We start from the raw sequence: 23,434 nt of genomic DNA on the forward strand, positions 1-23,434 counted from the left end.
TTAACTGATCGGCATTACCCTTTTCAAGGGCCTCTTTTTTATTGCATCAAGACTTAGTCAGGCTTGCCGTCAACCACACCGGCGGTGTTGTCGATCAGGCCCTTGGTCGCCGTTTGCAGGAACGCTTCGAGCTTGAGCTTCAGCTCAGCGGTACGCGGTGCATCCGCAACGATCTCGGCGTGAGGTGTCGCGCCCAGTTCGTACTGGTACATCTTCGGCGCCATTTCCTTTTCCTTCGGCAGCACCAGAATCTGATCAGCCGTGATGATGGCGGTGGTCTGCTCGCTACCCGACGGTTTGATCACGCCAAAACCGGTGTCGCCTTCAGGCAGGTTGAGCAAATCGCGGCCCCAGCACTGATGACGCACTTCGCCACCAATACGGCCCATGATGGTCGGCACTATGTCGATCTGCGTGCCCACGGTATGGTCACGCTCGCCGAACTTTTCCTGGATGCCCGGTGCGATCATCAGCATCGGCACGTTGAAGCGGCCCAGGTCCATTTCGGTGATCTGACGCTCGTTGCCAAAACCGTGGTCGCCGACGATCACAAACAGGGTTTCCTTGAAATACGGCTCCTTGCGGGCCTTTTCAAAGAACTGGCCCAGCGCCCAGTCCGCATAGCGCATGGCAGTCAAATGCTCGTTCAGACTACCGCGATCGGTCACGCGCTCAACCGGCAATGGTGTCGGCAAGGCGTATGGCGTGTGGTTGGACAGGGTTTGCAGCAACGCATAGAACGGCTTGCCGTTTTCCCGCGCCTTGAGCTCTACCAGACCACGGTCGAACATGTCCTGGTCGGACACGCCCCAGGTCGGATCGGAGAACACCGGGTTCACGAAGTCGTTACGACCAATGAAGTTGGTCATGCCCTGGTTGCTGAAGAAACCCGACTGGTTATCCCAAGCGAAGTCGCCGTTGTAGACGTACACGTCGTCATAGTCACGGGCACTGAGCAATTGCGGCAGGCCGGACAACTTGTGGCTGCCTTCCGGCGTCTGCATCAGGTATTCGAAACCTGGCAGGTTCGGGAAGCACGCCATGGTGGCGAACATACCCTGGTGGGTATGGGTCCCGTTGGAGAAGAAGCGGTCGAACATCAGGCCTTCCTTCGACAGTTTGTCGAGGTACGGCGTGATGTTACCCGGTGCACCCAAGGCGCCCACCGAGTGACCGGCCATGCTTTCCATTAGGATCACGACGACGTTCTTGATCGGCAGGGTCTTGTCAGCCGGCGGCGTGTAGTCGCGACGCACGGCTGCGGTTTCGGCATCCACCAGTTTGTCGTCCGCCATCACCAGCATGTCACGCACGATTTTCTGCGCTTCAGGCTGTGGCAGGGTGGCCTTCCATATGTTGTCGCGATTTTCGGACATCCGGCTCTTGGCCGCGGCGACCAGCGACAAAGTGCCGTTGAGGCCCAACTGGTTGGCGAAGTTCGAGTCGGTGGTGTAGACGTCACCCCAGCGCATTGGCGGGCCCTGACGCAGAGTGCCACGAGCGGCGACCACGCAGACCAGCAGGCAGACGACAAACACCGCGATGCGTGAGTACCACGGGGCGACCTGGCGCGTGCCGATGCTGCCGCCGCTGAAGGGGCCACGAGGCCGGGTGGCGCGGTCGGCGCCCTTGAACGCCAGAGTCAGGATCAACGTGCCCACGGCCCAGGCCAGCAGGTAGCGAACCACCGGGAAACCGTACCAGAGCATGCTCATCACGGTTTTCGGGTCTTCCTTTACATATTGGAAGACCAGGCCGTTGAGGCGCTGGTGGAACTCGCGGTAGAAGTCCATCTCCATCAGGCCCAGGAACAGCGCGATGCTCGAGGCAATGGTCAGCCAGAAACGGAAGAATCCGCGTGCGGCCATGGCTCGGGCGCTGAACAGCGCCAGCAGCAATGGAATGCAGAGGTATACCACCAGGCGCAGGTCGAAACGCAGACCGTTGGCGAACGCTTCGAGAAAGGTCGAGGCCGGGGTGTCGAGGATCATCTCGCGGTTGTAAACCAGCAGCGCAACGCGCAGCAGGCTGAACATGACCATCATGACCAGGGCACACAGCAGTGTGTAGGCCAGATGCGATTTGACGGTCGGTTGCAGCAGGCGACTAGAAGCTCGCTGCTGACTCAGGGCGTCCGGGTTTGCCATGTCGTTTTAGGACCCATTGGAAGTTGAAGTTTCAAAAATACAGCGGCGCCTTGCCCTCTGTTGGCCAGTACTCGGCCCCGGGACTTGCGCGGTGCGCAAATGTTGCACGATCACCCGCGGCATTGCCATTGATTACTGCCCGGCATGTTTGGCGCGGGCGAATTGTCTTGGAGGCTTTGTGAAAATTTCGTGCAACGCGATATCCGGAAACAAAATAAAGGCCCCTGCTCCTGATGTCCTTTAGTTCGGGGGGATGTTCGGTTCTGTGGTGATGGCGGCTCAAGTCGGGCCAAACTTGCGCTTGCTCGGTGAGGTTCAAGACGGTATTTACAGGGAAATGCGTTCACTTGAAGCCAGGCCGGCCGGTAGGCCGCCTCGCTTAGGCGTTTGCGGTGCACGCCCCCTCGGGAGGCCGAGCGCAGGTTCTGCGCAGTGGGCAACCCGGCATGGATGCCGGGTTAGCCGCCCCCGGCCATGGATGGCCGATGGCGGCGGGCCCACGGAGCAGGACCGGAGTGAGGGCATGCCGAGCCTAGGCGAGGCACCGAACGAAAGGGGCAGGAACCCTTTGGTTACTTTGGGGTTCTTTTCCAAAGTGACCTGCCGTAAGGGCGGAACCCTAAGCAGCCGTTACCGCAGAAACGGATATGTACCCCAATCAAAAGAGCGCCGCAGTTACTTCTCGGCGCGTTCTTTCAGGGCTTTCAAGGTATTGAACGGCGCATCAACCACAAACTTGTTGGCGACCATCGACGGTATGCTACCGCCCGGCTCGGTGTGCACCTGATAGGTCACTTCGATCTGATCGCCCTTGGGCACGAACTTCCAGAAACCGTCGACCTTGGTAACCCGCACAAAGCCTTTTTCTTCAGGAATGTACTTCGGCACACCTTCGAGTTTGCGGGTCAGGCTGCCATCAGCCCCCTCGACAGTGGTCACATGCAGCACCGAATCACGCGCGGTAACCGGCCAAGGAGTATTGAACTGAGTGTAGGTCCAGCTCTGATCACCTTCATGTTTGAGCAATTTCTGAGTCTTGCATTCGTGAATCCAGGCGCAGGCCCCCGGCACGTCTTCCTGCAAAGCTCGCAGTTTGGCCACGGTGGTCTTCATCAGCGTGACACCACGGTAGGCCTTGTAATCGGAGCCGGCCACCTCGCTCAAGGAGATCTTGATGCCGTCCTGTTCCTTGGCGACTTTCCAGTCTTCGGCCTGAGCAGCCGTGGTGGCGAGCATTACCGTCAAACCACACAGCACAGCCATACGTTGCAGCGAACCCATAGTCTTATTCCTTATTGTTGAAGATCCGTTCGTTGAACACATCACGCCGCCGTCATTTGCTCCCACCAACCCAACAATTTGATCGCTTCGTCACTGCTGCTTCCGCAGACTTCGATGTCGGCTTCGAACGCCAAACACACTGCAGGACGTTCCGGTTGGCCGAAAATGCCGCACAGGTTATCGACAGAGAGTTGTACGCAACGTTCTCCGGCGGGCTTGCCATTGGGCATGCCAGGAATCGGTGAACTGATGGAAGGGGCAATGCAACAGGCGCCACAGCCTTCACGGCATTTCATGACGACGAGCTCCTCGACGGGCGATGTGTTAAAGGACGTGGCACAGAGTAACCGCTAAAACGCTTGTTTAAAATTGTCTGGACCCGGGTTTTTCGCTTAAACGAGCGTGACTGACCAGTCTCCGACAAAGCGTCTGGCCAGCGGGTCACGGACGGGAAGAAATTATCGTTTGAACTCGAATTCCAGGGCTGCGCCTTCGACTTCATGACGCTCTTCGTTGCGCAGTTGCAACTGCATTTCGTTGCTGATCAGCCTCCCGTTGAGCTGAAACGGACCAGCCTTGTCACCAAACATTTGCGGCAATAGTGCATCGTGCCGTGGCAACGCTACCGTACCGAGCGGTTTCAGCTCCTCGGCCATGTCTTGGGGCAGGCTTAAATCCAGGTCGGCCGAAGGAAGCTCGGTTTTCGCGATCTCACTGGCGGATTTGGACTTGGAGGCAATCGGCGGTCGCTTTTTCACCTTGGCCGCTTTCTTTTTGACCGGCGCAGCTTTCTTGACCGGTGCCGGTTTTTTCGCGGTGGCGCTTGCTGCCGGTTTTTCTTGAACGGAAGCCGCCAATACGCCTTCGGCCTGGAAGGTCATCAGCAGGCAGATCGATAGCCAGACGGCGGGAAAAATCGGCTTCATGGAACCAACGGTACAAACGGCAGGAGTCCTATGCTCGCCTGTTGCACGCGACATGACAAGCTCGGGCAGGAATATCCTGCCCGCCCCCTCAAAAGCCGCCGACCATCTCCTGACAGAGCTGAGTGGCGAGCATGCCCAAGGTCATCAATGCACGTTCGGCTTCACGGTTCCAGGGTGTGCCGCAGTTCAGCCGAATGCAGTGGTTGAACTGCTCGGTGTTACTGAAAATCAGCCCCGGCGCGATGCTGATGCCTTGCTGCAACGCACGAACGTGCAGCTCCTGCGTGTTGACCCGCCCCGGCAGACTGACCCACAGAATGAAGCCGCCAGTCGGCCGGGTCATCTGCGTGCCTTCCGGGAAGTATTGCTGCACCGCCAGCTGGAAAGCGCTGAGGTTCTTGCGGTACTCCTGACGGATGTAGCGCAAATGCCGGTCGTAACCACCGTTCTCCAGGTACGCCGCAATGCCCATCTGCGTGACGCTGCAGGCCGAATGGGTGCTGAAGGTCTGCAAACGCTGGATTTCCTGCTGGTACTTGCCGGCAATCATCCAGCCGATCCGCACGCCCGGCGACAGGGTTTTGGAGAAGCTTGAGCAATAGATCACCCGGTCCAGCCGATCATAGGCTTTAAGTGATTTGGTGCGCCCCTGCTCGAACATCAGTTCGCCGTAGATATCGTCTTCGACAATCTGGATATCGAAATCCGAGGCCAGGCGTAGCAGTTGCTTTTGCCGCTCTTCGGGCATGGTGCCGCCCAATGGATTGCTCAGACGAGTGGTCAGCACCAGCGCCTTGATCGACCACTGGTTGGCCGCCAGCTGCAAAGCTTCGAGGCTCATGCCGGTGGAAGGATCGCTCGGGATCTCGATGACCTTGAGGCCCAGCAGGTCAGCCAATTGCAGTAAACCGTAGTAGGTCGGCGACTCGGCAGCGATCAGGTCGCCCGGGCGTGTCAGCACTCGCAAAGACATCTGCAATGCATCAACGCAGCCGTGGGTAATCACCACTTCCGACGGATCGACCACCACGCCGGCATCGCGCATGCGGATCGCCACTTGTCGGCGCAACGGCTCGAAACCCGGGCTGAACATGTAGCTGAACGCCCGCGGGCTATGGAAACGGGTGACTTTGGCCAGTTGCTGATGCAGCGCCCGCACCGGCAGATAATCAACGCTCGGTACCGCCGCGCCCAAGGGAAACACACCCTCGCGGCGGGATTCGACCAGAACTTGTTGGATGATGCTGCTGCGAGTGACCAGACCTGGACGCTCGACCCGGGCGATGTCCGGTGTCGGCGCGGTCAGGGCCGGGGTCTGGTGCACGTAGTAACCGGACTGCGGCCGGGCGCGGATCAGCCCCTGATCCTCGAGGTTGGCGTAAGCCTGCAACACCGTCGCATGGCTGACGTTGAGCTGCGAGCTCATCTTGCGCACCGAAGGCACGCGCTCCCCCGGTTGATAGACGCCACGGCGGATGTCTTCGGCCAGTTGTTGAGCAATACGTTGGTAGAGCAAGAGATTGGTCATGACGCAGCACTCGATTTCACGGGCATTTTATTCTTGTGTGAAACAATACCGGAACAGTTTAGAAGTGTACTGGGACAGTTGCCACAATAGTCGACCGTACAGTGCAGTGTCAGCAAAAACTGTACTGTTTTGTGAGTTGATTAGCAGGCGTAAAAAAACCCGGCGCTGACGTGCAGGCCGGGTTTTCCAGTGACGCAGCCCTTAGCGGGCAGCGCCGAGCTGGCCTTTTTCGTCAGAGAACACAATTTCTACCCGACGGTTCTGTGCACGTCCCCGTTCGGAGGCGTTCACGTCGACCGGATATTCATCACCGTAACCTTCGACCTGAATACGTTTATCATCGATGCCCAAATCCATCAGCACGTCCGCCACCGATTGTGCACGGTCACGGGACAGCTTGAGGTTTTCCTGCTTGCCGCCGGTACTGTCGGCATAACCTTCGATGCGCACTACGCGCTTGGGGTTGAGCTGCAGGAACTGCACGATCTTCAACACCACGCGGTTCGCCGAGTTTTTCAACTCCGCTTCGCCCGTGTCGAACAGCACGTCGCCCAAGGTCATCACCAGGCCACGGTCGGTCTGGGTGGTCGCCAGCGCGACAATCTGTTCTTCGAGCCACTTGCCCTGCTGCTGCACGCTGAGCAGTTTGGATTCGCGCAAGGCTAGCTGCAGGCGCTGACGCTCCAGTTCGAGCTTCGCCGCACGTTCTTCGTTGAGCACCTGATTGGTGTGTTCGCGCGCGATTTCGCTATAGCGCTCACTCAGGTAAGCGTAATGCAGCACGTCCGATCCACTGCCCCAGTAACTGGACAGACGATCGGCGCGGGCCAGCGACTCACCAGCACGAATCACGTCCTTGGGCGCGATTCGCAGCACGTTGGAATCTTCCTTGACCTTCTGGAAGTCAGTACTGGCCTGCTGCAACGCGGCCTCGCTGTGCTGACCGGCACAACCATAGAGGCTGGCGCAGCCTGCCAGGATCAAACCGCCCAGGGCTTTGGTCTTGAGGCTCATTGGGCATCTCCCAGTTGCTTGCGCACACGAGTGATGCGGGTATTAAGCACGTTCAACTGCTCCTCGCTCTTGAGGGTCAGAACCCGGGCTTCGGCCAGACGCGCGTCCAGTTCGGCCTGCTCGGCCCGCATGCGCGCGTTCTTGAAGGATTGGTCGTTCATGCTGCCCTTGGCGCGGTTGAACTTGTCTTCAGCCAGTTTCATTTCCGGCACGTCGGCGGCGGTGGCGCCTACAGCCTTGGCCTGTTCGAGTGCCTGTTCGGTCAGGCGCATTTGTTCATTCGGCGCCGGATCGGCTGCACAACCCGCCAGAGCCAGAACGGCCAGGGCAGCGAAAAGAGGTCGAATACTCACTAAAAATCCCTACTGTTTTGGGGTACTGACAGGTGGTTGCTGCGGTTGTGAGAGCTGCGCCTTCCAGCGCTCGATATTGCGTTGCAGCACGGCTTCCGTCAGTCCGGACGCGGGCAATTCTGTCATCTTTTTGGCCAGCTGTCCGCGCAACCACGGATCGTTGCAGGCGGAGTTGTGGGAAACCGCGAGGAACAGGCCGGGTTTGTCGATCGGTTGAGGACGGGCGATCAGGTCGTTGGCCAGGTTAAGTGTCTGCGCGGCCGCCATGCCCGAGTAGCGTCCGGCCAGGACAAATTCCACCTCGCCCAGCAGCAACTTCTGAAAGGCCTGGGTCAGGTTAGGCGTGCGTGCGAGGGTCAATTGCTGCTCGGCGAACACGCCAAATGCCGGGGTCATACGAGACTTTTCCGACAACGCGCCGGGATGACCGTGAAGGTCCTGCGCTTCGTTGTAGACCAGCGTCGAGTCTTTGCGGGTCCAGACCAGGTAATCGTTTTCCAGTAACGGCGGATGAATGTAATCCAGAGTGCCCAGTTCGCTGACCGTCAATGACGCATCCGCCAGCATGTCCATTCGTCCACTGCGCACTTCGTCCAGAGCCTGAGAGCGTTTGCCGGCGTAAAGCAGTTCGACCTTGATTCCCAGCTCCCCCGCCACTTGCTGCAACAGGTCAGCGCTGGTGCCGATCAGGTGCTTGGGGTTTTGCGGGTCTTGCCACAGGTACGGCGGCGCGTCCGGGCTGCCGGTCACCACCAGGCGCTCGCACTTGCCCGCGGCGACGGACAGCGCCGGCAACAACGTCAGACCCAGCAGCAATGACCAGCCGTAAACGCGGCGCAGATCCATGACAACACTCTCCCACTAAAATCCGGAACAAAAAAAAAAAAAGCCCGACCAAAAGGTCGGGCTCTTTATAAGTCAGGCCGCTGGATTAGACCAGCTTCTCGAACTCAGGGATGGCTTCGAACAGGTCCGCTACCAGGCCGTAATCGGCCACCTGGAAGATCGGCGCTTCTTCGTCCTTGTTGATCGCAACGATCACTTTGGAGTCTTTCATGCCGGCCAGGTGCTGGATCGCGCCGGAGATACCGACGGCGATGTACAGCTGTGGAGCAACGATCTTGCCGGTCTGACCGACCTGCATGTCGTTGGGTACGAAACCGGCGTCGACCGCGGCGCGGGAAGCACCGACAGCAGCGCCCAGCTTGTCGGCCAGGGCGTACAGGTGTTTGAAGTTGTCGCCGTTCTGCATGCCGCGACCGCCGGAAACGACGATCTTGGCAGCGGTCAGTTCCGGACGATCGGACTTGGCCAGTTCTTCGCCGACGAAGCTGGAAATACCAGCATCGTGAGCAGCCGCAACGGCTTCAACAGCCGCCGAACCACCTTCAGCAGCGACCGGGTCGAAACCGGTAGCACGCACGGTGATCACTTTTACTGCGGCGTTCGATTGAACGGTAGCAATGGCGTTACCGGCGTAGATCGGGCGCTTGAAAGTGTCAGCGCTTTCGACCGAGATGATCTCGGAGATCTGGTCAACGTCCAGCTGAGCGGCAACGCGCGGCAGGATGTTTTTGCCGTTGGAAGTCGCGGCAGCCAGGATGTGGCTGTAGCCCTTGCCCAATTCGGCCACCAGCGGCGCAACGTTTTCCGGCAGTTGATGAGCGTAGGCGGCGTTGTCGGCCACCAGCACTTTAGCCACGCCAGCGATTTTCGCAGCGGCTTCAGCAACAGCACCCACATTCTGGCCAGCGACCAGAACGTGAATGTCGCCACCAATTTTGGCGGCAGCAGCAACGGTGTTCAGGGTGGCAGGAGCCACAACCTTGTTGTCGTGTTCTGCAATTACCAAGATAGTCATGATTCGGCTCCTTAACTCAAAGCACCTTCGCTTCGTTTTTCAGTTTCTCGACCAGTTCAGCCACCGACTTGACCTTGATACCCGCGCTGCGTGCAGCTGGCGCTTCGACTTTCACGGTCTTGTTGGTGGAGGCGGTGGAAACGCCCAAAGCGTCCGGAGTCAGCACTTCGAGAGGCTTCTTCTTGGCTTTCATGATGTTTGGCAGGGACGCGTAGCGCGGCTCGTTCAAACGCAGGTCGGTGGTGACGATGGCCGGCAGTTTCAGGGAAACCGTCTGCGCGCCGCCGTCGACTTCGCGAGTCACGGCAACCGTGTCGCCGCTGATTTCGACTTTGGACGCGAACGTGCCCTGACCGTAGCCGCTCAATGCCGCGAGCATCTGGCCGGTCTGGTTGTTGTCGCTGTCGATGGCTTGTTTGCCAAGGATCACCAGCTGAGGCTGTTCCTTGTCGACAACAGCCTTGAGCAGCTTGGCAACGGCCAGCGAAGTCAGGTCTTCAGCGGATTCGACGAGGATGGCGCGGTCGGCACCCAGAGCCAGCGCGGTGCGCAGTTGCTCTTGAGCGGTGGACGGGCCGATGGAGACGACGACGATTTCAGTCGCAACACCTTTCTCTTTCAGGCGTACGGCTTCTTCCACTGCGATTTCGCAGAACGGGTTCATCGACATCTTGACGTTGGCGAGGTCGACGCCGGAATTGTCCGCCTTGACGCGAACCTTGACGTTGTAATCCACAACGCGTTTGACAGCTACAAGAACCTTCATGGATTCCTCGTTACTCTCCGGTGAAAAGAAAGTCGCCTAGGCGAACCTGGCGGTTTGATGCTCATCGGCGCAAGGGCACCTCTAAAAACGCTGGCAAAGGTGTCAAGTGACAAGCGCTCACGATGAAGATGACCGTTGGTCAGTGGTGACTCACGAGTCATTCATTATCGCGGCGTGTAAACTGCGCGCCAGAACCTGCGCTGCGCACACCTTGTACTGCCATCGCCCTGTCTTTAGAGGTGCTCTTGAAACCAACAGTCAGCCTACGGCGAGCGCAAAACCGACCGTATCTTGACCGGAACGCCTATTCCGGTCAATACGGCAAAATGGCCAGTCATAAGCCGCGTGACTTTGATTTCTCTGGCTTTGAGCTGATTCAAACAAACGTTTGTATTGGACGCTAGGAGTGGTGTAGATATAATGCGCCACCTTAGAGAGAAAGGTGGCTCATCGATTGTCCTCTTCCTGCATTACGCAGGAATTCATGGATGCGACACCAAACCTCCAATTAGAAAAAAAACTGTTGAGCCTTGAGTAGGAGATAACCTGTGGAACGCGAATACATGGAATTCGACGTGGTCATCGTCGGTGCCGGCCCCGCTGGTCTTTCCGCCGCCTGCCGATTGAAGCAGAAGGCCGCCGAAGCCGGTAAGGAAATCAGCGTCTGCGTGGTCGAAAAAGGCTCCGAAGTCGGTGCTCACATCCTGTCCGGCGCCGTGTTCGAACCACGCGCCCTGAACGAATTGTTCCCTGACTGGAAAGAACTCGGCGCCCCGCTGAATACGCCAGTCACCCGCGATGACATCTTCGTTCTCAAGAACGCCGACAGCGCGCAAAAGATTCCCGACATCTTTGTGCCCAAGACCATGCACAACGAAGGTAACTACATCATCTCCCTGGGCAACCTGTGCCGCTGGCTGGCTCAGCAGGCCGAAAACCTGGGCGTGGAAATCTACCCAGGCTTCGCCGCTCAGGAGGCGCTGTTCGACGAAAACGGCGTGGTTCGCGGGATTATCACCGGTGATCTGGGCGTTGACCGCGAAGGCCATCCGAAAGAAGGCCTGTACACCCCGGGCATGGAACTGCGTGGCAAGTACACGCTGTTCGCCGAAGGTTGCCGTGGCCATATCGGCAAGCAACTGATCAAGCGCTTCAACCTCGACAGCGATGCCGACGCCCAGCACTACGGCATCGGCCTGAAAGAAATCTGGGAAATCGACCCGACCAAGCATCAACCAGGTCTGGTGGTCCACACCGCCGGCTGGCCGCTGGACATCATGGGCACCGAGAACACCGGGGGCTCGTTCCTCTATCACCTGGAAAACAACCAAGTTGTAGTCGGTCTGATCGTCGATCTTTCCTACAGCAACACCTACCTGTCGCCATTCGACGAGTTCCAGCGCCTCAAGCATCACCCAGTGCTCAAGCAGTACCTGGAAGGCGGCAAGCGCATCAGCTACGGCGCTCGCGCCATCAGCAAAGGTGGCCTGAACTCCCTGCCGAAAATGGTCTTCAAGGGCGGCGCGCTGATCGGTTGCGACCTCGGCACCCTGAACTTCGCCAAGATCAAAGGCAGCCACACCGCCATGAAGTCCGGCATGCTCGCCGCTGAATCCGTGGCCGAGGCGCTGTTCGCTGAAAAGGACGGCACCGAAGAGCTGACCACTTACGTCGACGCGTTCAAGAAGAGCTGGCTCTACGACGAACTGTTCGCCAGCCGCAACTTCGGCCCGGCGATCCACAAGTTCGGCGCCATCGTCGGCGGCGGTTTCAACTGGCTCGACCAGAACATCTTCGGCGGCAAACTGCCGTTCACCTTGCACGACACCAAGCCGGATTACGCTTGCCTCAAGCTTGCGGCCGACTGCAAGAAAATCGACTACCCGAAACCGGACGTCAAGATCAGCTTCGACAAACTCAGCTCGGTGTTCATCTCCGGTACCAACCACGAAGAAGAGCAGCCGTGCCACCTGAAACTGGCCGATCCGAGCATCCCGATCGCCAAGAACCTGCCGCTCTACGATGAGCCTGCCCAGCGTTACTGCCCGGCCGGCGTGTACGAAGTGGTGACCCAGGAAGACGGCGAGAAGCGCTTCCAGATCAACGCCCAGAACTGCGTTCACTGCAAGACCTGCGACATCAAGGATCCTGCACAGAACATCACCTGGGTGGCGCCGGAAGGCTCTGGCGGCCCGACTTACCCGAACATGTAAGTCGAACGCCTGAACATCAAGGCTCCCGAACGGGGGCCTTTTTGTTGCCCGCGATTCCTGTTAGGCAGCACGCTCATCACCAGGATTACGCTCGAAGTAGCGCTTGTACTCGCGACTGAACTGCGACGTGCTTTGATACCCGACCCGATGCGCCACCTGAGCCACGCCCAACCCCTCGCCCAGCAGTAACTGCTGGGCCCTGAGCAAACGCAAACGCTTCAAGTACTGCACTGGCGACAACAACGTGCTGCGTTTGAAATGCTCGTGAAAGGTCGACGCACTCATGTTCGCGCAACTGGCTAGGGTTTCGACGTTCAGCGGCTCGGTGTAATGCGCATGCAGATGGCTGAGCGATGCCGCGATCCGGGCGAATTGCCCCTGTTGCTCGACCAGCGCCCGCAACACATCGGCTTGCGGCCCGCGCAAGGCGACGAACAACAACTCGCGCAACCGCGCCTGCCCCATCACCTGGCATTCCAGCGGATCGTGCAGGCAACGCAGCAGCCGCTCAACACAACCACGCATCGCATCGTCGAGCACCGCCGAGGTCATGGACTCTGGCGTTTGCGCCGCAATACTACGCCCCGGCGCTAGGCCCATGGCCAAGACCAACTCACCGAGCAACACCCGGTCGATGGCGATGGACACCCCGAGCATCGGCCCATCCGGCGCCGAAAACGTTTCGCACTCGAACGGCACCGGCAGTGCCTGAATCAGATAATGCCCGGCGCCGTACTCCAGCGTACGCGGCCCCAGATACGCCAGCTTGCTGCCCTGGGCGATGATCACCAGACTCGGCTCGTAAATCTGCGGGCCGCGAGCCACATCACAACTGGCCCGCAAAACCTGCACACCCGGCAACGCCGTGGGAGCAAAACCGTCGCGGGTGGTCAGCGGCTGTATCAATGAAACCAGGGTGGCATTGGCATCCAGATGACGGGTCAACAACATGAGGGCTCTTCACAAAAAAGTCGCGAAAATAGGGATGAAAGCATCATCGCAGGTCTGATGGCCAATGCGACCCATTGAAGGCTGATGCCGGAGGATTAGGCATGACACCCGGAGGAATCGCCATGGTCGGTGGCCGGTGCGGCGCCCAGAATGCGCCACCTCACCCGTCACAGCTTTTGCGAGGTTCATCATGTACACCGCCATCGGATACGCCGCCCAGTCGGCCACCACTCCCCTCGCCCCCGTGAAGTTCGAGCGCCGCAGCCCACGGGCCGACGACGTTGCGATCGACATTCTCTACTGCGGCGTCTGCCATTCCGACATCCATCAGGCACGCAACGAGTGGGGCATTGCCGTTTATCCGCTGATGCCTGGCCACGAGATCGTAGGCAAAGTTACCGCCATCGGTGCGAACGTCACCCAGCACAAAGTCGGCGACCTGGTTGGCGTCGGCTGCATGGTTGATTCCTGCCGCAGTTGCGAAGCCTGCCAGTCGAACCTCGAGCAATACTGCCTCGAAGGTCCGACCATGACCTACGCCACCCCGGACCGCGTCGACGGCAGCAACACCATGGGCGGCTATTCCGACAGCATCGTGGTCAGCGAACACTTCGTGGTGCGCATCCCGGAAAAACTCGACCCGGCCAGCGCCGCGCCGATCCTGTGTGCCGGCATCACCACCTATTCGCCGCTCAAGCACTACGGGGTGAAAGCGGGCGACAAGGTCGGGATTCTCGGCATGGGCGGCCTCGGCCACATGGGCATCAAGTTCGCCAAGGCAATGGGCGCTGAAGTGACGCTGTTCACTCGCTCGGCGAGCAAGGCTGAAGAAGGTCGTCGCCAGGGTGCGGACCACGTGATCGTGTCCACCGATGCCGAACAGATGAAGGCCGCCGCAGGACATTTCGACTTCCTGCTGGACACCATTCCGGTGCAGCACGACCTCAATCCCTACCTCGATACGCTACGTTTCGACGGCGTGCACATTCTGGTGGGCTTGATCGAACCGGTCGATCCACCGGTCCACGCCGCCAAACTGGTATTGGGCCGTCGTGTGCTGGCCGGCTCGCTGATCGGTGGCATCGCCGAAACCCAGGAGGTGCTGGATTTCTGCGCCGAGCACAACATCACCTGCGACATCGAAATGCTCGACATCCGCCAGATCAACGAGGCTTACGCCCGCATGATCGCGGGTGACGTGAAGTACCGCTTCGTCATCGATATGGCCACGCTGAAGGTCTAATCAGACCTTGGCGCCAAGCTCCGCCGAAAGCCGGGCTGTGACCCCTTTGATCAGGGGAATCAGCTCGGCCATTTTCTCCAGCGGCATATACGGCACGGTGCTGGCGATGCTGATGCCGGCAACGATGCGCTTGCTGGCATCGCGGATCGGCGCCGCCACACAGCGGATCGACGGCTCGTTGTCTTCCAGATCGAACGCATAACCGCCCGCCACATACTCGACCATGCGCTGCTGAAACTGCTCCCAGGACTGCTCCGGGTGCTGCGGCCAGAACTGGTTTTTCCCACCCGCCGGCAAGCTGACTTCGTAAAGCCGTTGCCACTCTTCCTGCGTGTCATCGAGCATCAGTGCCTTGCCGATCCCGGTACGCGCCAACGGCATGCGATGGCCGACCCGCGAACGCATTTCCGGACCATTGCGCCCCGGATTCTTGTGCAGGTACAGCACCTCATCGCCTTCACGAATCGCCAGATGAATGGTGTCGCCGGTCAACGCCGACAACTCATCCAGATACGGCCCGGCCAATGTGACCAGCGGCAATTCTTCACGCGCCTGGAAGCCCAGTTCGATCAGCTTCGGCCCCAACAGATAACCGACTTGCGGCACCACACGCAGATAACGCTCGTCCACCAGGCAACTGGCCAGACGATGGGTGGTGCTGCGCGTGGTACCGATCAGCCGGGCGATCTCCTTGAGATCGCGGGCACCACTGGCCACGGCCTGAACCACACCCAATCCACGAAGCAGTGTCTGGGTGCCAGTCGGTGCGGCGTCCTTGGCGATTTTTGGGGCGTCTTCCTGCATATCCAGCCTTTACCGTTGAGCGAGTGAACGGGCGGCATTATGGTCGCCCGAATGCCGCAACTACAACTTGATACGCTCGACTTTGCCGACCAGCAAGATGTAGGAAAGTGCGCCAATCAACGCCAGAACCGAGATATAGGTGATCGCGGGAGCGAACGAATCACCGGTCGCGAGGAAACCGATGACGATCGGCGTGGTAATCGCCGACAGGTTGCCGATGAAGTTGAACACCCCACCGGTCAACCCGAGCAATCGCGCCGGGGCCAACGTCGAAACCAGCGACCAGGTGATCGAAGCCAGCCCGTTACCGAAGAACGCCAACGCGAGGAAGGCAATCACCAGCGGTGTCGACTCGACGAAGTTGGCGCCAATGATCGAAGTGGAAATCAGCAGGCCGCCAATGATCGGCAACTTGCGAGCGAAACCCACGGTGTAGCCGCGGCGGATCAGCCAGTCGGAGAAGAACCCCGAACAGAGCACACCGACGAAGGCGGCGAGAAACGGCAGCGACGCCAACAGGCCGGACTTGATGAAGTCCATGCCGCGATATTTCACCAGGTAGGTCGGGAACCACGTCAGAAAAAACCACAACGTCGAGTTGAGGCAGAACTGGCCGAGGTAGATACCCCACAATTTACGTTTGGTCAGAACGATGCCGAGGTCGATCCAGCTGAATTTGGCTTTGACTTTGGCTTGTTCAGCCTGGATATCCACCAGCCCGCCACCTTCGCGGATCAGCTCGATTTCGGCGTCATTGGCGCCTTTGAAATCCCGAGGCTCGCGGTACACCGCGTACCAGATCACCGCCCAGAGAATGCCCACCGCACCGGTGCTGACAAACACCATGTGCCAGCCATATTGATGCTGCAGCCAGGCCAATACCGGCGTCAGGAACGCCAGACCGACGAATTGCCCGGACGTGTAGAAACCGATGGCTGTGGCGCGTTCACGCTCAGGAAACCAGGTGGTGACCACACGGCTGTTGATCGGGTACGCCGGGGCTTCCAGTGCACCGACTGCCATGCGCAATACGAACAGTGCGATGAAGCTGGCGGCGAAGCCGAGCATCACCGTGGCGATCGACCACAGCAGCAATGCGACGCTGTAAAGAATCCGCGGCGGAACCCGATCCACCAGCCAGCCGCCGGGGATTTGCATCGCGGCGTAGGTCCAGCCGAATGCCGAGAAAATCAGCCCGACGTGGATCGGATCGATGCCCAGTTCACTGGTGAGTGCCGGGGCGGCGATGGACAGGTTGCTACGGTCCAGGTAGTTGATCACCACGGTGATAAACAGCAGCACCATGATGAAAAAACGCTTGCGACTGGGCGTCACCAACGACGCCTGCCCGGTGAGGGTTTGCGGGTGCATGGGGAATGCCTCTTCTTATGTTTGTTGAGGTCGATGTGAAATCGGGGGGTTGCCGTAAATCATCCTGTCCATGGAGATCTAATTGTGGGAGCCAGCCTGCTGGCGATCGCGGTGGGTCAGTCACCAAAAATGCTGGATGTGCCGACCAAATCGCCAGCAGGCTGGCTCCCACAGGGATTTGCGGTGGGTCAGTGATCACTCACCACTCAGCAAAACTGCCATCGGCATGGCGCCAGATCGGGTTGCGCCAGCGGTGACCGACGGCCGCGCGTTCGATGACGTATTCCTCGTTGATCTCGATCCCCAGGCCCGGGCCATTCGGGATCTTCACGAAGCCTTTGTCGTAGTCGAACACCCGTGGATCCTTGACGTAATCCAGCAGGTCATTGCTCTCGTTGTAGTGGATGCCCAGGCTTTGTTCCTGGATGAACGCGTTGTAGCAAACCGCATCCAGCTGCAAGCACGCCGCCAGTGCAATCGGGCCCAGCGGGCAGTGCAGCGCCAGCGCCACGTCGTAGGCTTCAGCCATGTTGGCAATCTTGCGGGTTTCGGTGATACCGCCGGCGTGAGACGCGTCCGGCTGAATGATGTCGACATAACCTTCACTGAGCACACGCTTGAAATCCCAGCGCGAGAACAGCCGCTCACCTAGGGCAATCGGGGTGCTGGTCATCGGCGCCAATTCTTTCAGCGCTTCGTAGTTTTCGCTGAGCACCGGCTCTTCGATGAACATCAGTTTGTACGGATCGAGTTCCTTCATCAGCACCTTGGCCATGGGCTTGTGCACCCGGCCATGGAAATCGACGCCGATGCCAACGTTCGGCCCCACCGCATCGCGCACGGCGGCGACGTTGGCCAGGGCCAGGTCGACTTTTTCGAAGGAATCGAGGAATTGCAGCTCTTCAGTGCCGTTCATTTTCACCGCGGTGAAACCACGTTCGACGGCCTCTTTCGCGGCGCGAGCGGTGTCCGCCGGCCGGTCGCCGCCGATCCACGAATAGACGCGAATCTTATCCCGCACCTGGCCGCCCAGCAGATCGCTGACCGACACACCCAGGGCTTTGCCTTTGATGTCCCACAGCGCCTGATCGATACCGGCCAGCGCGCTCATGTGGATCGCGCCGCCCCGGTAGAAGCCGCCGCGGTAAAGCACGGTCCAGATGTCTTCAATATTGCGTGGGTCTTTGCCAATCAGGTAGTCGGACAATTCTTCAACGGCAGCGGCGACAGTGTGAGCGCGGCCTTCGACCACGGGTTCGCCCCAGCCGGTCACGCCCTCGTCGGTTTCGACCTTGAGGAAGCACCAGCGCGGCGGAACGATGAAGGTGGTCAGTTTGGTGATTTTCATCTTGTTGTCTCTCTTGTTAGATGCAGCGCGCTCGGCGCCAAAAAGTCTTAACGCAGAGCGTTCCATGCAGCGACATATGCCTTGGCATTGGCCGCCACTTCATCTGGCGTCATGCCCGGTTTGAACAACCCGGAACCGAGGCCGAAACCTTTGACGCCCGCGTCGATAAATACCTGCATGTTGTCCGGCGTGATCCCGCCGACCGGCGCCAGAATCGTTCCCGCAGGCAGCACCGCGAGCCAGGCTTTAACGACTGCCGGGCCCATCTGCTCGGCCGGAAACATCTTCAACACGTCCGCCCCTTCAGCCAATGCCGCAAAGGCTTCAGTCGGCGTCGCCACACCCGGCGACAGGAACAACCCCGCCGCTTTCGCTGCGCGCAACACCTTGGCATCGCTGTGCGGCATGACGATCACCTGACCGCCCGCCGCTTTCACTTGCTCGACTTGCTCCGGCGTCAACACCGTGCCAGCACCGATCAGGCAATCGGCGGGCAAGGTACTGCGCAGGATGCGGATACTTTCGTACGGCTCAGGGGAATTGAGCGGCACTTCGATGACGCGAAATCCGGCGGCGTAAAGGACTTCGCCGATGGCTGCCGCTTCTTGCGGGCGCAGGCCACGCAAAATCGCGATCAGACCGTTTTGCGCCAATGCTTGCTTGAGCATGTCAGACCTCCAGTCAGGTTTAACGGGATGGGTTGGGTGTGATCAGTCCGGCGGCAACCGCCAACTGCCACAAGCCGCGTTCGGTGGCTTGTTCGGCCAGGGTCACCCGGGCAAAACCACAGGCGTCGAGCGCCCGGCTGTAGCGGGCACAGAGTTGGGAATTACCGATGAGGATGATCGAAGGCAGATGAACGCTGTTGCGTCGGCGCCGCTGGACGCTGGCCAGCGCCGACAGCTCATGGCCGATCAACAAGCCGGACAAGTAATCCGGTTGGGCGGTGGCGCTGAGTTCGCCAGTCAACCCAAGGCTGCGGGCACTGAACAATGTCGACAACGGCCCGATCTCGCCATCCGCCGACAGCGCCACCTGCACACCACGATCAAAGGCTTGGCCATCGAAGGACGCACCCTTTTGCTGAGTGCGCCCGAGAATGCTGTGCTCGCTAAGCACGGCGAAGACTTCGCCGGTCATGAAGGTATCGAAATGCACGATGCAGCCGTCGGCCACTTCCACCCATTTCGAATGACTGCCCGGCAGGCCGATCAACAGATCATCACCCGCCTCGGCCGGTAGATTCTGCAACACGCCGAGCACTTGGGTTTCTTCGCCACGCATCACGTTTGGCAAACGAGAACGCTGAATCACGCCCGGCACAATGTGCACGTCGACACCGCGAACACTACGAACCGTTTGTAGGGAGATTCCGAGATTGGCGACGTTCGCCGGCGTATCGCGGTAAGCCGCTTCACGCCAGCCTTGTGCGCTGCCGACCATGCCGCAAGCAATCACCGGCAAATCGGGCTGCGCGTCGAGCCAGTCACCGCAGGCCTCATCGAAGGCCAGTTCAAAACCGTCGGTACATTCCTGACCCGCAATCATTCGCGGCGTCCTGGGCAGCTGCATGATCCCCGATGACAGCGAACGCTGTTCGAGCACCTGGCCACCGGCGGTGAGTTTGTAAGCACGTAATGAGGTTGTCCCCCAATCGAGCGCGATCAATTGCGCCAGCATCGCTTCACCTGTTTTGTTTATTGGCAGTGAGTGAGCTGGACTATAAACCCGGACGCACAAAAATCTCAATATATAAATATAACTCCCATATTATGGGATTTACAAGTGTGACAAGTTTTTCTACGACGACGCTTTAAAATGCCGGGCCATTGCAGCCGTACACCCAATCAAGGAAGAAAAATGAAGATTGCTTCAAAGGCTCTGCTGTTATGCGGCGTGCTCTGGTCCATGGCGGCCTTCAGCGCATCGAAAGACTTGAAGGTCGGTGATATCTGGGCCTACAAAAACCGGCCGGGCGAGGATGGATCGACACTCACGATCCTGAAAATCGAAAATTATCCGAAACTGGGCAAGGTCATTCACATCAGGGTGGACGGTTTTCGGATGATCAATCCGGTGACAGGCAATGAGTTCAACGACATGCCTCACCTGCCCTTCCAGGCAAAAGCCCTGGAACGCAGCATCACGCACCGGGTGGGGGAAACCGCAGATGTTCCGGATTTCAGTCAGGGTTATACGGCGTGGAAAGCGGCGTTTGACGAAGGGAAGGCCGGGGCTTTCAAGATTACCGTTCGACAAGTCCTCGACGGATTGATCAATAGTAATTGGGAAGCCAGTGACTGAGTGAGAGGCTGCTTTTTCCCGGTAAACAACCTCGCATCACCTAGGCTTGTTTTACTGTTTAGAAATAGCCTTCAACAGTTCCGCGGTCGGCACGTGCATGACCTTGGAGAAGTACGTATTGTATGTGGTGGTATGAACTCGAAACACGCACGAAATAAAATCACGTTTCTTCAATAGCAGAATCAGGGCCTCTCCTTCCAAATAATCCTCTCCTCCTTTTCCGCTTTCTGACTCACTAAAAATGACATTCGCTCGATAGAGCAATGACGCCGGCTCAATCACTTTTCCTACCAAGCCAAAACCGGAACGCTTTATATGGTGTGCTTCGGTAAAATCCAGATCATCTTCTAAAGAACAGACAAGCCCCTCACCTATTCGCGACTTGAATAACTGAAGAAGCTCCACATCGGAAGTGAAATAAATCTGGTAAAGCCCAGTATTACGAAGTTCCTTTACACTGGAGTATTCAAGCGTTGCGATAGGTCTTCCATGATTGAGAGAACAAGATGCACTCATCAAGATTGTTAAAAACAAAAAAACCTTATGCATCCAGAGTCACTCCCTAAAGTAGCTCAAAATCGACTCGTTGAATATTTGCCGAGCAGACTTGCCACCAGGCAATGTCTGCACAAACATCCTGTCGGCATCGGCATGGTTAACGTCCACCCGCCCCATGACATTAGGTCCCTGTGTTACTTGCCACTGTTCACCAAAGTCCGCGACCAGGTCCGACACATTCCAGTCGACCGCTGCAGCCCGAATATTAACCCAGTATTCAGCCTTGGGTATTGGCTCCCGTCTATAGATACTTGAGATGCCGTAGACGATTTTCCCTTCTCCTACTGGATCCAGTGTAATCAGCATTTTTACTTTGAAGCCTTTGTCTGTCAGCACACTGGAAAGGTGGGCACCGTTCCAACCACCGAGACTGTGGCCGACGATGTAAATCGCGGTGGAGCAATTAGGTATTCGACTCAACACATTGCGTTCAAGATCATCATTACTAATAAACGAATTATAACTGAGCGCCCACGACGGACAGCGCTTCAAAATCTCCAACTGCTTTGCGTCATCAACAGCAACCCGGCGCACATAATCGATATTATTATTGGGTCCAGTACCGTAATAACTTTCCTGATCGCCTGCACCACCAATAAAAAATATAACCAAGTCTCGCAAAATAACAGGTACCTGTTTAACAGACTGGTCCGTTTTACAGGTCAACGTATGGGTTTTTACATCTCTTTTAGGCAACTCTTGTTTCACCGCTGCAGCTTCACCAGCCATGCCAATCACTCCACAAACAATTTAATGGTCTCGGCCAAATGAGAACTGACGGTGTGAGTAAAACCGGACGCATCCGTAACGCCATGCTCTTCGCTGCCGTCACCACGCTGAATGGTGTATGGGTGATAAGGAATCGGCTCACCGGTCGCGTCATTCACCACTTGTAATCTGTCGGTAAAATGCACCGGCATCGGAAGCAACCCACTAAAGGCTGCTCCGCCTCCGCTTTGTCCGATGATAACGGTCCCGGAACCGCCGATGACTACGTTGCCGTGCCCGCCCGTGCTATCGAGGGTTGCAGCGTTGAGACCATTGATGAATACCGTACCCGAAACAGCACCGGTAATTGGGCTGCCACAGGCAGATTTGTCCGTCATGCGAGCAGCGGCCAGACCATCGAAGAAAACATCTGGCGATCCAGAAATAATCGGATTGGTGCCATGTCCTGGTCACGGGCACGACGTAGGGTCGGTAACGCGCGCAGCAGGTTTTCCACTCAAGTCAAAGCTCCTTGCTTTTGAGTTTTAAAGCGATGTGGCAAACATCTACGGTGCAAAAGAAAAGCACCAACAGCGTTCAACCAAATCGGACAGTCGATGGCGATCGTGACGAATGTCGAGAGATGAAGATGCCAAAGGCATTGCAGGTGTCATCCGTGAGCGCGCAAAGGCGAACAGAATGCCGGACTAGAGCGGTGGCGACAACTGATTCAGCAGCCCATTGCCATCAGCGATCACCGCCCCTCGGCAAACTCCCGCAACACCGCCCCGTCCATCCGATACCGCACCCACTCTTCCTGCGGCTGCGCACCCAATGACTTGTAGAACTCGATCGCGGGTTTGTTCCAGTCCAGCACGCTCCACTCAAATCGACCGCAATCATTGGCGCAGGCGATTTTCGCCAAGTGACGCAGCAAGGTTTTACCCGCGCCGCCACCGCGTTGTTCGGGGGTGATGTAGAGGTCTTCGAGGTACAGGCAGTTGCTGCCGAGCCACGTGGAATAGCTGAAGAAAAACACCGCGAAGCCGATCGGCGAGCCGTCGCGCAGGCAGATCAGACCGTGGGCGGTGGCGCCTTCGCTGAACAGGCTGCGCTCGATGTCGGCGACGCTGGCGATGACTTCGTGGCGGGCACGTTCGTAGTCGGCCAGTTCGGTGATGAACCCGAGGATTTGCGGTGCATCGCTCGGGGTCGCCGGGCGGATCTCGATCGTCATGGACGTGCCTTCGTCAAAAGTTGAAAACGCCATACTAAGTCGGCGAGCGACGCTCGTCACACTGGAAATTCAAAGCTGATCCATGGAGCATGTGTAGCCGCTGGCGAAGCCTGCTGCTACAGGACTATGTCGCTGCAAAAGACGTTTTCACTTAACAGGATGTTTATGAACACTGATGCTTTCGCACCACTGCAACTCCTCGCTGCGCAACTGCTGCCCCACGCGCTGGAACCCTCAGAGGACGGCGCTCACGATCTGTCGCACTTGCAGCGGGTCTGGCACAACGTGCAAACACTCCATGCGCAAGAAGATGGTGATCTTGAAGTGTTGCTCGCGGCAGTGCTGTTGCACGATTGCGTGGCGGTAGAGAAGAACTCGCCGCTGCGTTCTCAGGCGTCGCGGTTGGCCGCCGAGAAGGCATCGAAATTGTTGGTGGACATGGCCTGGCCAGACGCAAAAGTCAGTGCGGTTGCCCACGCCATCGAAGCGCACAGTTTTTCCGCCAACATCACGCCGACCACGCTCGAAGCGAAAATCATGCAGGACGCCGACCGCCTCGACTCCCTTGGCATGCTCGGCGTGGCGCGCACCTTTTACATCGCCGGACGTATGGGCAGCGCGTTGTACGACCCAGAGGATCCCGAGGCGAAGGACCGGGACTACGATGACAAACGTTTTTGCCTCGACCATTTCCAGACCAAACTGCTGCACCTGGCGGATGGATTCCAGACGACCACCGGCCAGCGTCTGGCGCAGACTCGCCACGAACGGTTGAAGGGGTTCATGGTGTTGTTCAAGGAAGAAATAGGCGTCTGCTAAAC

Annotated in this window: 23 protein-coding genes and 1 pseudogene; 4 read left to right on the plus strand and 20 right to left on the minus strand. The window is 58.2% G+C overall.

Features of this window, described 5'->3' with window-relative positions; translation table 11 throughout:
- Positions 1-53: 53 nt before the first annotated feature.
- The 10 genes from QFW87_RS21380 to QFW87_RS21425 all read right to left on the minus strand — a co-directional run bounded on the left by QFW87_RS21380 (position 54) and on the right by QFW87_RS21425 (position 9,876).
- Positions 54-2,147, minus strand: a complete 2,094-nt coding sequence (locus QFW87_RS21380) for an LTA synthase family protein (RefSeq protein ID WP_283181178.1) — start codon at positions 2,145-2,147, stop codon at positions 54-56.
- A gap of 675 nt (positions 2,148-2,822) precedes the next feature.
- Positions 2,823-3,428, minus strand: a complete 606-nt coding sequence (locus QFW87_RS21385) for an START domain-containing protein (protein ID WP_283188802.1) — start codon at positions 3,426-3,428, stop codon at positions 2,823-2,825.
- 41 nt (positions 3,429-3,469) lie between these two features.
- Positions 3,470-3,724 carry a YkgJ family cysteine cluster protein gene (locus QFW87_RS21390; protein WP_283181180.1) on the minus strand — a complete coding sequence of 85 codons (255 nt, stop codon included), beginning with the start codon at positions 3,722-3,724 and terminating at the stop codon, positions 3,470-3,472.
- 162 nt (positions 3,725-3,886) lie between these two features.
- On the minus strand, positions 3,887-4,354 hold the full coding sequence (locus QFW87_RS21395) for a translation initiation factor 2 (protein ID WP_283181181.1): 468 nt from the start codon (positions 4,352-4,354) through the stop codon (positions 3,887-3,889).
- Between the two features lie 88 nt (positions 4,355-4,442).
- Positions 4,443-5,882 (minus strand): PLP-dependent aminotransferase family protein, encoded by a 1,440-nt coding sequence (locus QFW87_RS21400; RefSeq protein WP_283188803.1) that lies wholly within the window; start codon positions 5,880-5,882, stop codon positions 4,443-4,445.
- Positions 5,883-6,083: 201 nt separating this feature from the next.
- Positions 6,084-6,896 (minus strand): OmpA family protein, encoded by an 813-nt coding sequence (locus QFW87_RS21405; RefSeq protein WP_123364827.1) that lies wholly within the window; start codon positions 6,894-6,896, stop codon positions 6,084-6,086.
- Positions 6,893-7,249: a DUF4398 domain-containing protein gene (locus QFW87_RS21410; protein WP_283181182.1), complete on the minus strand. Its 357-nt coding sequence runs from the start codon at positions 7,247-7,249 to the stop codon at positions 6,893-6,895. Before QFW87_RS21410 ends, QFW87_RS21405 begins: the two co-directional genes overlap by 4 nt.
- Positions 7,250-7,258: 9 nt before the next feature.
- Positions 7,259-8,095 carry a transporter substrate-binding domain-containing protein gene (locus tag QFW87_RS21415; protein WP_283188804.1) on the minus strand — a complete coding sequence of 279 codons (837 nt, stop codon included), beginning with the start codon at positions 8,093-8,095 and terminating at the stop codon, positions 7,259-7,261.
- An 85-nt stretch (positions 8,096-8,180) separates the two neighbouring features.
- Positions 8,181-9,110, minus strand: coding sequence for an FAD-binding protein (locus QFW87_RS21420; protein ID WP_283181184.1), 930 nt, complete (start codon positions 9,108-9,110; stop codon positions 8,181-8,183).
- Between the two features lie 16 nt (positions 9,111-9,126).
- Positions 9,127-9,876 carry an electron transfer flavoprotein subunit beta/FixA family protein gene (locus QFW87_RS21425; protein WP_283188805.1) on the minus strand — a complete coding sequence of 250 codons (750 nt, stop codon included), beginning with the start codon at positions 9,874-9,876 and terminating at the stop codon, positions 9,127-9,129.
- 548 nt (positions 9,877-10,424) lie between these two features.
- Here QFW87_RS21425 and QFW87_RS21430 point away from each other — a divergent pair.
- The gene (locus QFW87_RS21430) at positions 10,425-12,089 is read left to right on the plus strand and encodes an electron transfer flavoprotein-ubiquinone oxidoreductase (protein ID WP_283188806.1); all 1,665 of its coding nucleotides are present in this window, start codon (positions 10,425-10,427) and stop codon (positions 12,087-12,089) included.
- A gap of 60 nt (positions 12,090-12,149) precedes the next feature.
- On the opposite strand, the gene QFW87_RS21435 is transcribed toward QFW87_RS21430, so the two are convergent.
- The gene (locus QFW87_RS21435; RefSeq protein WP_283181186.1) at positions 12,150-13,040 is read right to left on the minus strand and encodes an AraC family transcriptional regulator; all 891 of its coding nucleotides are present in this window, start codon (positions 13,038-13,040) and stop codon (positions 12,150-12,152) included.
- Positions 13,041-13,230: 190 nt separating this feature from the next.
- On the opposite strand from QFW87_RS21435, the gene QFW87_RS21440 reads away from it, so the two are divergent.
- On the plus strand, positions 13,231-14,283 hold the full coding sequence (locus QFW87_RS21440; protein WP_283181187.1) for an NAD(P)-dependent alcohol dehydrogenase: 1,053 nt from the start codon (positions 13,231-13,233) through the stop codon (positions 14,281-14,283).
- Here QFW87_RS21440 and QFW87_RS21445 read toward each other — a convergent pair whose 3' ends face one another.
- The 5 genes from QFW87_RS21445 to QFW87_RS21465 form a co-directional block, all read right to left on the minus strand.
- Entirely contained in the window at positions 14,284-15,087 is an 804-nt protein-coding gene (locus tag QFW87_RS21445; RefSeq protein WP_008152270.1) for an IclR family transcriptional regulator, read from the minus strand. It lies immediately after the preceding gene.
- Between the two features lie 60 nt (positions 15,088-15,147).
- Positions 15,148-16,458: an MFS transporter gene (locus QFW87_RS21450; RefSeq protein WP_283188807.1), complete on the minus strand. Its 1,311-nt coding sequence runs from the start codon at positions 16,456-16,458 to the stop codon at positions 15,148-15,150.
- Positions 16,459-16,657: 199 nt separating this feature from the next.
- On the minus strand, positions 16,658-17,806 hold the full coding sequence (dgoD, locus tag QFW87_RS21455; protein ID WP_283181189.1) for a galactonate dehydratase: 1,149 nt from the start codon (positions 17,804-17,806) through the stop codon (positions 16,658-16,660).
- A gap of 47 nt (positions 17,807-17,853) precedes the next feature.
- Complete coding sequence (locus tag QFW87_RS21460) at positions 17,854-18,474, minus strand: 2-dehydro-3-deoxy-6-phosphogalactonate aldolase (protein ID WP_283188808.1); 621 nt, start codon at positions 18,472-18,474, stop codon at positions 17,854-17,856.
- Positions 18,475-18,493: 19 nt separating this feature from the next.
- Positions 18,494-19,486: a 2-dehydro-3-deoxygalactonokinase gene (locus tag QFW87_RS21465; protein ID WP_283188809.1), complete on the minus strand. Its 993-nt coding sequence runs from the start codon at positions 19,484-19,486 to the stop codon at positions 18,494-18,496.
- 180 nt (positions 19,487-19,666) lie between these two features.
- Here QFW87_RS21465 and QFW87_RS21470 point away from each other — a divergent pair, with 180 nt between their 5' ends.
- Entirely contained in the window at positions 19,667-20,110 is a 444-nt protein-coding gene (locus QFW87_RS21470; RefSeq protein WP_283181192.1) for a hypothetical protein, read from the plus strand.
- 51 nt (positions 20,111-20,161) lie between these two features.
- On the opposite strand, the gene QFW87_RS21475 is transcribed toward QFW87_RS21470, so the two are convergent.
- The 4 genes and pseudogenes from QFW87_RS21475 to QFW87_RS21490 form a co-directional block, all read right to left on the minus strand.
- Positions 20,162-20,659 carry a hypothetical protein gene (locus QFW87_RS21475; RefSeq protein ID WP_283188810.1) on the minus strand — a complete coding sequence of 166 codons (498 nt, stop codon included), beginning with the start codon at positions 20,657-20,659 and terminating at the stop codon, positions 20,162-20,164.
- Positions 20,660-20,665: 6 nt separating this feature from the next.
- On the minus strand, positions 20,666-21,397 hold the full coding sequence (locus QFW87_RS21480) for an alpha/beta hydrolase (RefSeq protein WP_283188811.1): 732 nt from the start codon (positions 21,395-21,397) through the stop codon (positions 20,666-20,668).
- A gap of 5 nt (positions 21,398-21,402) precedes the next feature.
- Positions 21,403-21,897: pseudogene (locus QFW87_RS21485) on the minus strand (PAAR domain-containing protein).
- A gap of 233 nt (positions 21,898-22,130) precedes the next feature.
- Positions 22,131-22,613: a GNAT family N-acetyltransferase gene (locus QFW87_RS21490; RefSeq protein ID WP_129437409.1), complete on the minus strand. Its 483-nt coding sequence runs from the start codon at positions 22,611-22,613 to the stop codon at positions 22,131-22,133.
- A gap of 165 nt (positions 22,614-22,778) precedes the next feature.
- Here QFW87_RS21490 and QFW87_RS21495 point away from each other — a divergent pair, with 165 nt between their 5' ends.
- On the plus strand, positions 22,779-23,432 hold the full coding sequence (locus QFW87_RS21495; RefSeq protein ID WP_283181195.1) for an HD domain-containing protein: 654 nt from the start codon (positions 22,779-22,781) through the stop codon (positions 23,430-23,432).
- Positions 23,433-23,434: the final 2 nt, after the last annotated feature.

The sequence above is a fragment of the Pseudomonas sp. PMCC200344 genome (genome assembly GCF_030053095.1).
Classification (GTDB): Bacteria; Pseudomonadota; Gammaproteobacteria; order Pseudomonadales; family Pseudomonadaceae; genus Aquipseudomonas; species Aquipseudomonas svalbardensis.

Coding starts and splice junctions, on each gene's coding strand:
- QFW87_RS21380 (WP_283181178.1), bottom strand. CDS start 2,147: ATGGCAAACCCGGACGCCCTGAGTCAGCAGCGAGCTTCTAGTCGCCTG.
- QFW87_RS21385 (WP_283188802.1), bottom strand. CDS start 3,428: ATGGGTTCGCTGCAACGTATGGCTGTGCTGTGTGGTTTGACGGTAATG.
- QFW87_RS21390 (WP_283181180.1), bottom strand. CDS start 3,724: ATGAAATGCCGTGAAGGCTGTGGCGCCTGTTGCATTGCCCCTTCCATC.
- QFW87_RS21395 (WP_283181181.1), bottom strand. CDS start 4,354: ATGAAGCCGATTTTTCCCGCCGTCTGGCTATCGATCTGCCTGCTGATG.
- QFW87_RS21400 (WP_283188803.1), bottom strand. CDS start 5,882: ATGACCAATCTCTTGCTCTACCAACGTATTGCTCAACAACTGGCCGAA.
- QFW87_RS21405 (WP_123364827.1), bottom strand. CDS start 6,896: ATGAGCCTCAAGACCAAAGCCCTGGGCGGTTTGATCCTGGCAGGCTGC.
- QFW87_RS21415 (WP_283188804.1), bottom strand. CDS start 8,095: ATGGATCTGCGCCGCGTTTACGGCTGGTCATTGCTGCTGGGTCTGACG.
- QFW87_RS21420 (WP_283181184.1), bottom strand. CDS start 9,110: ATGACTATCTTGGTAATTGCAGAACACGACAACAAGGTTGTGGCTCCT.
- QFW87_RS21425 (WP_283188805.1), bottom strand. CDS start 9,876: ATGAAGGTTCTTGTAGCTGTCAAACGCGTTGTGGATTACAACGTCAAG.
- QFW87_RS21435 (WP_283181186.1), bottom strand. CDS start 13,040: ATGTTGTTGACCCGTCATCTGGATGCCAATGCCACCCTGGTTTCATTG.
- QFW87_RS21440 (WP_283181187.1), top strand. CDS start 13,231: ATGTACACCGCCATCGGATACGCCGCCCAGTCGGCCACCACTCCCCTC.
- QFW87_RS21445 (WP_008152270.1), bottom strand. CDS start 15,087: ATGCAGGAAGACGCCCCAAAAATCGCCAAGGACGCCGCACCGACTGGC.
- QFW87_RS21450 (WP_283188807.1), bottom strand. CDS start 16,458: ATGCACCCGCAAACCCTCACCGGGCAGGCGTCGTTGGTGACGCCCAGT.
- dgoD (WP_283181189.1), bottom strand. CDS start 17,806: ATGAAAATCACCAAACTGACCACCTTCATCGTTCCGCCGCGCTGGTGC.
- QFW87_RS21460 (WP_283188808.1), bottom strand. CDS start 18,474: ATGCTCAAGCAAGCATTGGCGCAAAACGGTCTGATCGCGATTTTGCGT.
- QFW87_RS21465 (WP_283188809.1), bottom strand. CDS start 19,486: ATGCTGGCGCAATTGATCGCGCTCGATTGGGGGACAACCTCATTACGT.
- QFW87_RS21470 (WP_283181192.1), top strand. CDS start 19,667: ATGAAGATTGCTTCAAAGGCTCTGCTGTTATGCGGCGTGCTCTGGTCC.
- QFW87_RS21475 (WP_283188810.1), bottom strand. CDS start 20,659: ATGCATAAGGTTTTTTTGTTTTTAACAATCTTGATGAGTGCATCTTGT.
- QFW87_RS21480 (WP_283188811.1), bottom strand. CDS start 21,397: ATGGCTGGTGAAGCTGCAGCGGTGAAACAAGAGTTGCCTAAAAGAGAT.
- QFW87_RS21490 (WP_129437409.1), bottom strand. CDS start 22,613: ATGACGATCGAGATCCGCCCGGCGACCCCGAGCGATGCACCGCAAATC.
- QFW87_RS21495 (WP_283181195.1), top strand. CDS start 22,779: ATGAACACTGATGCTTTCGCACCACTGCAACTCCTCGCTGCGCAACTG.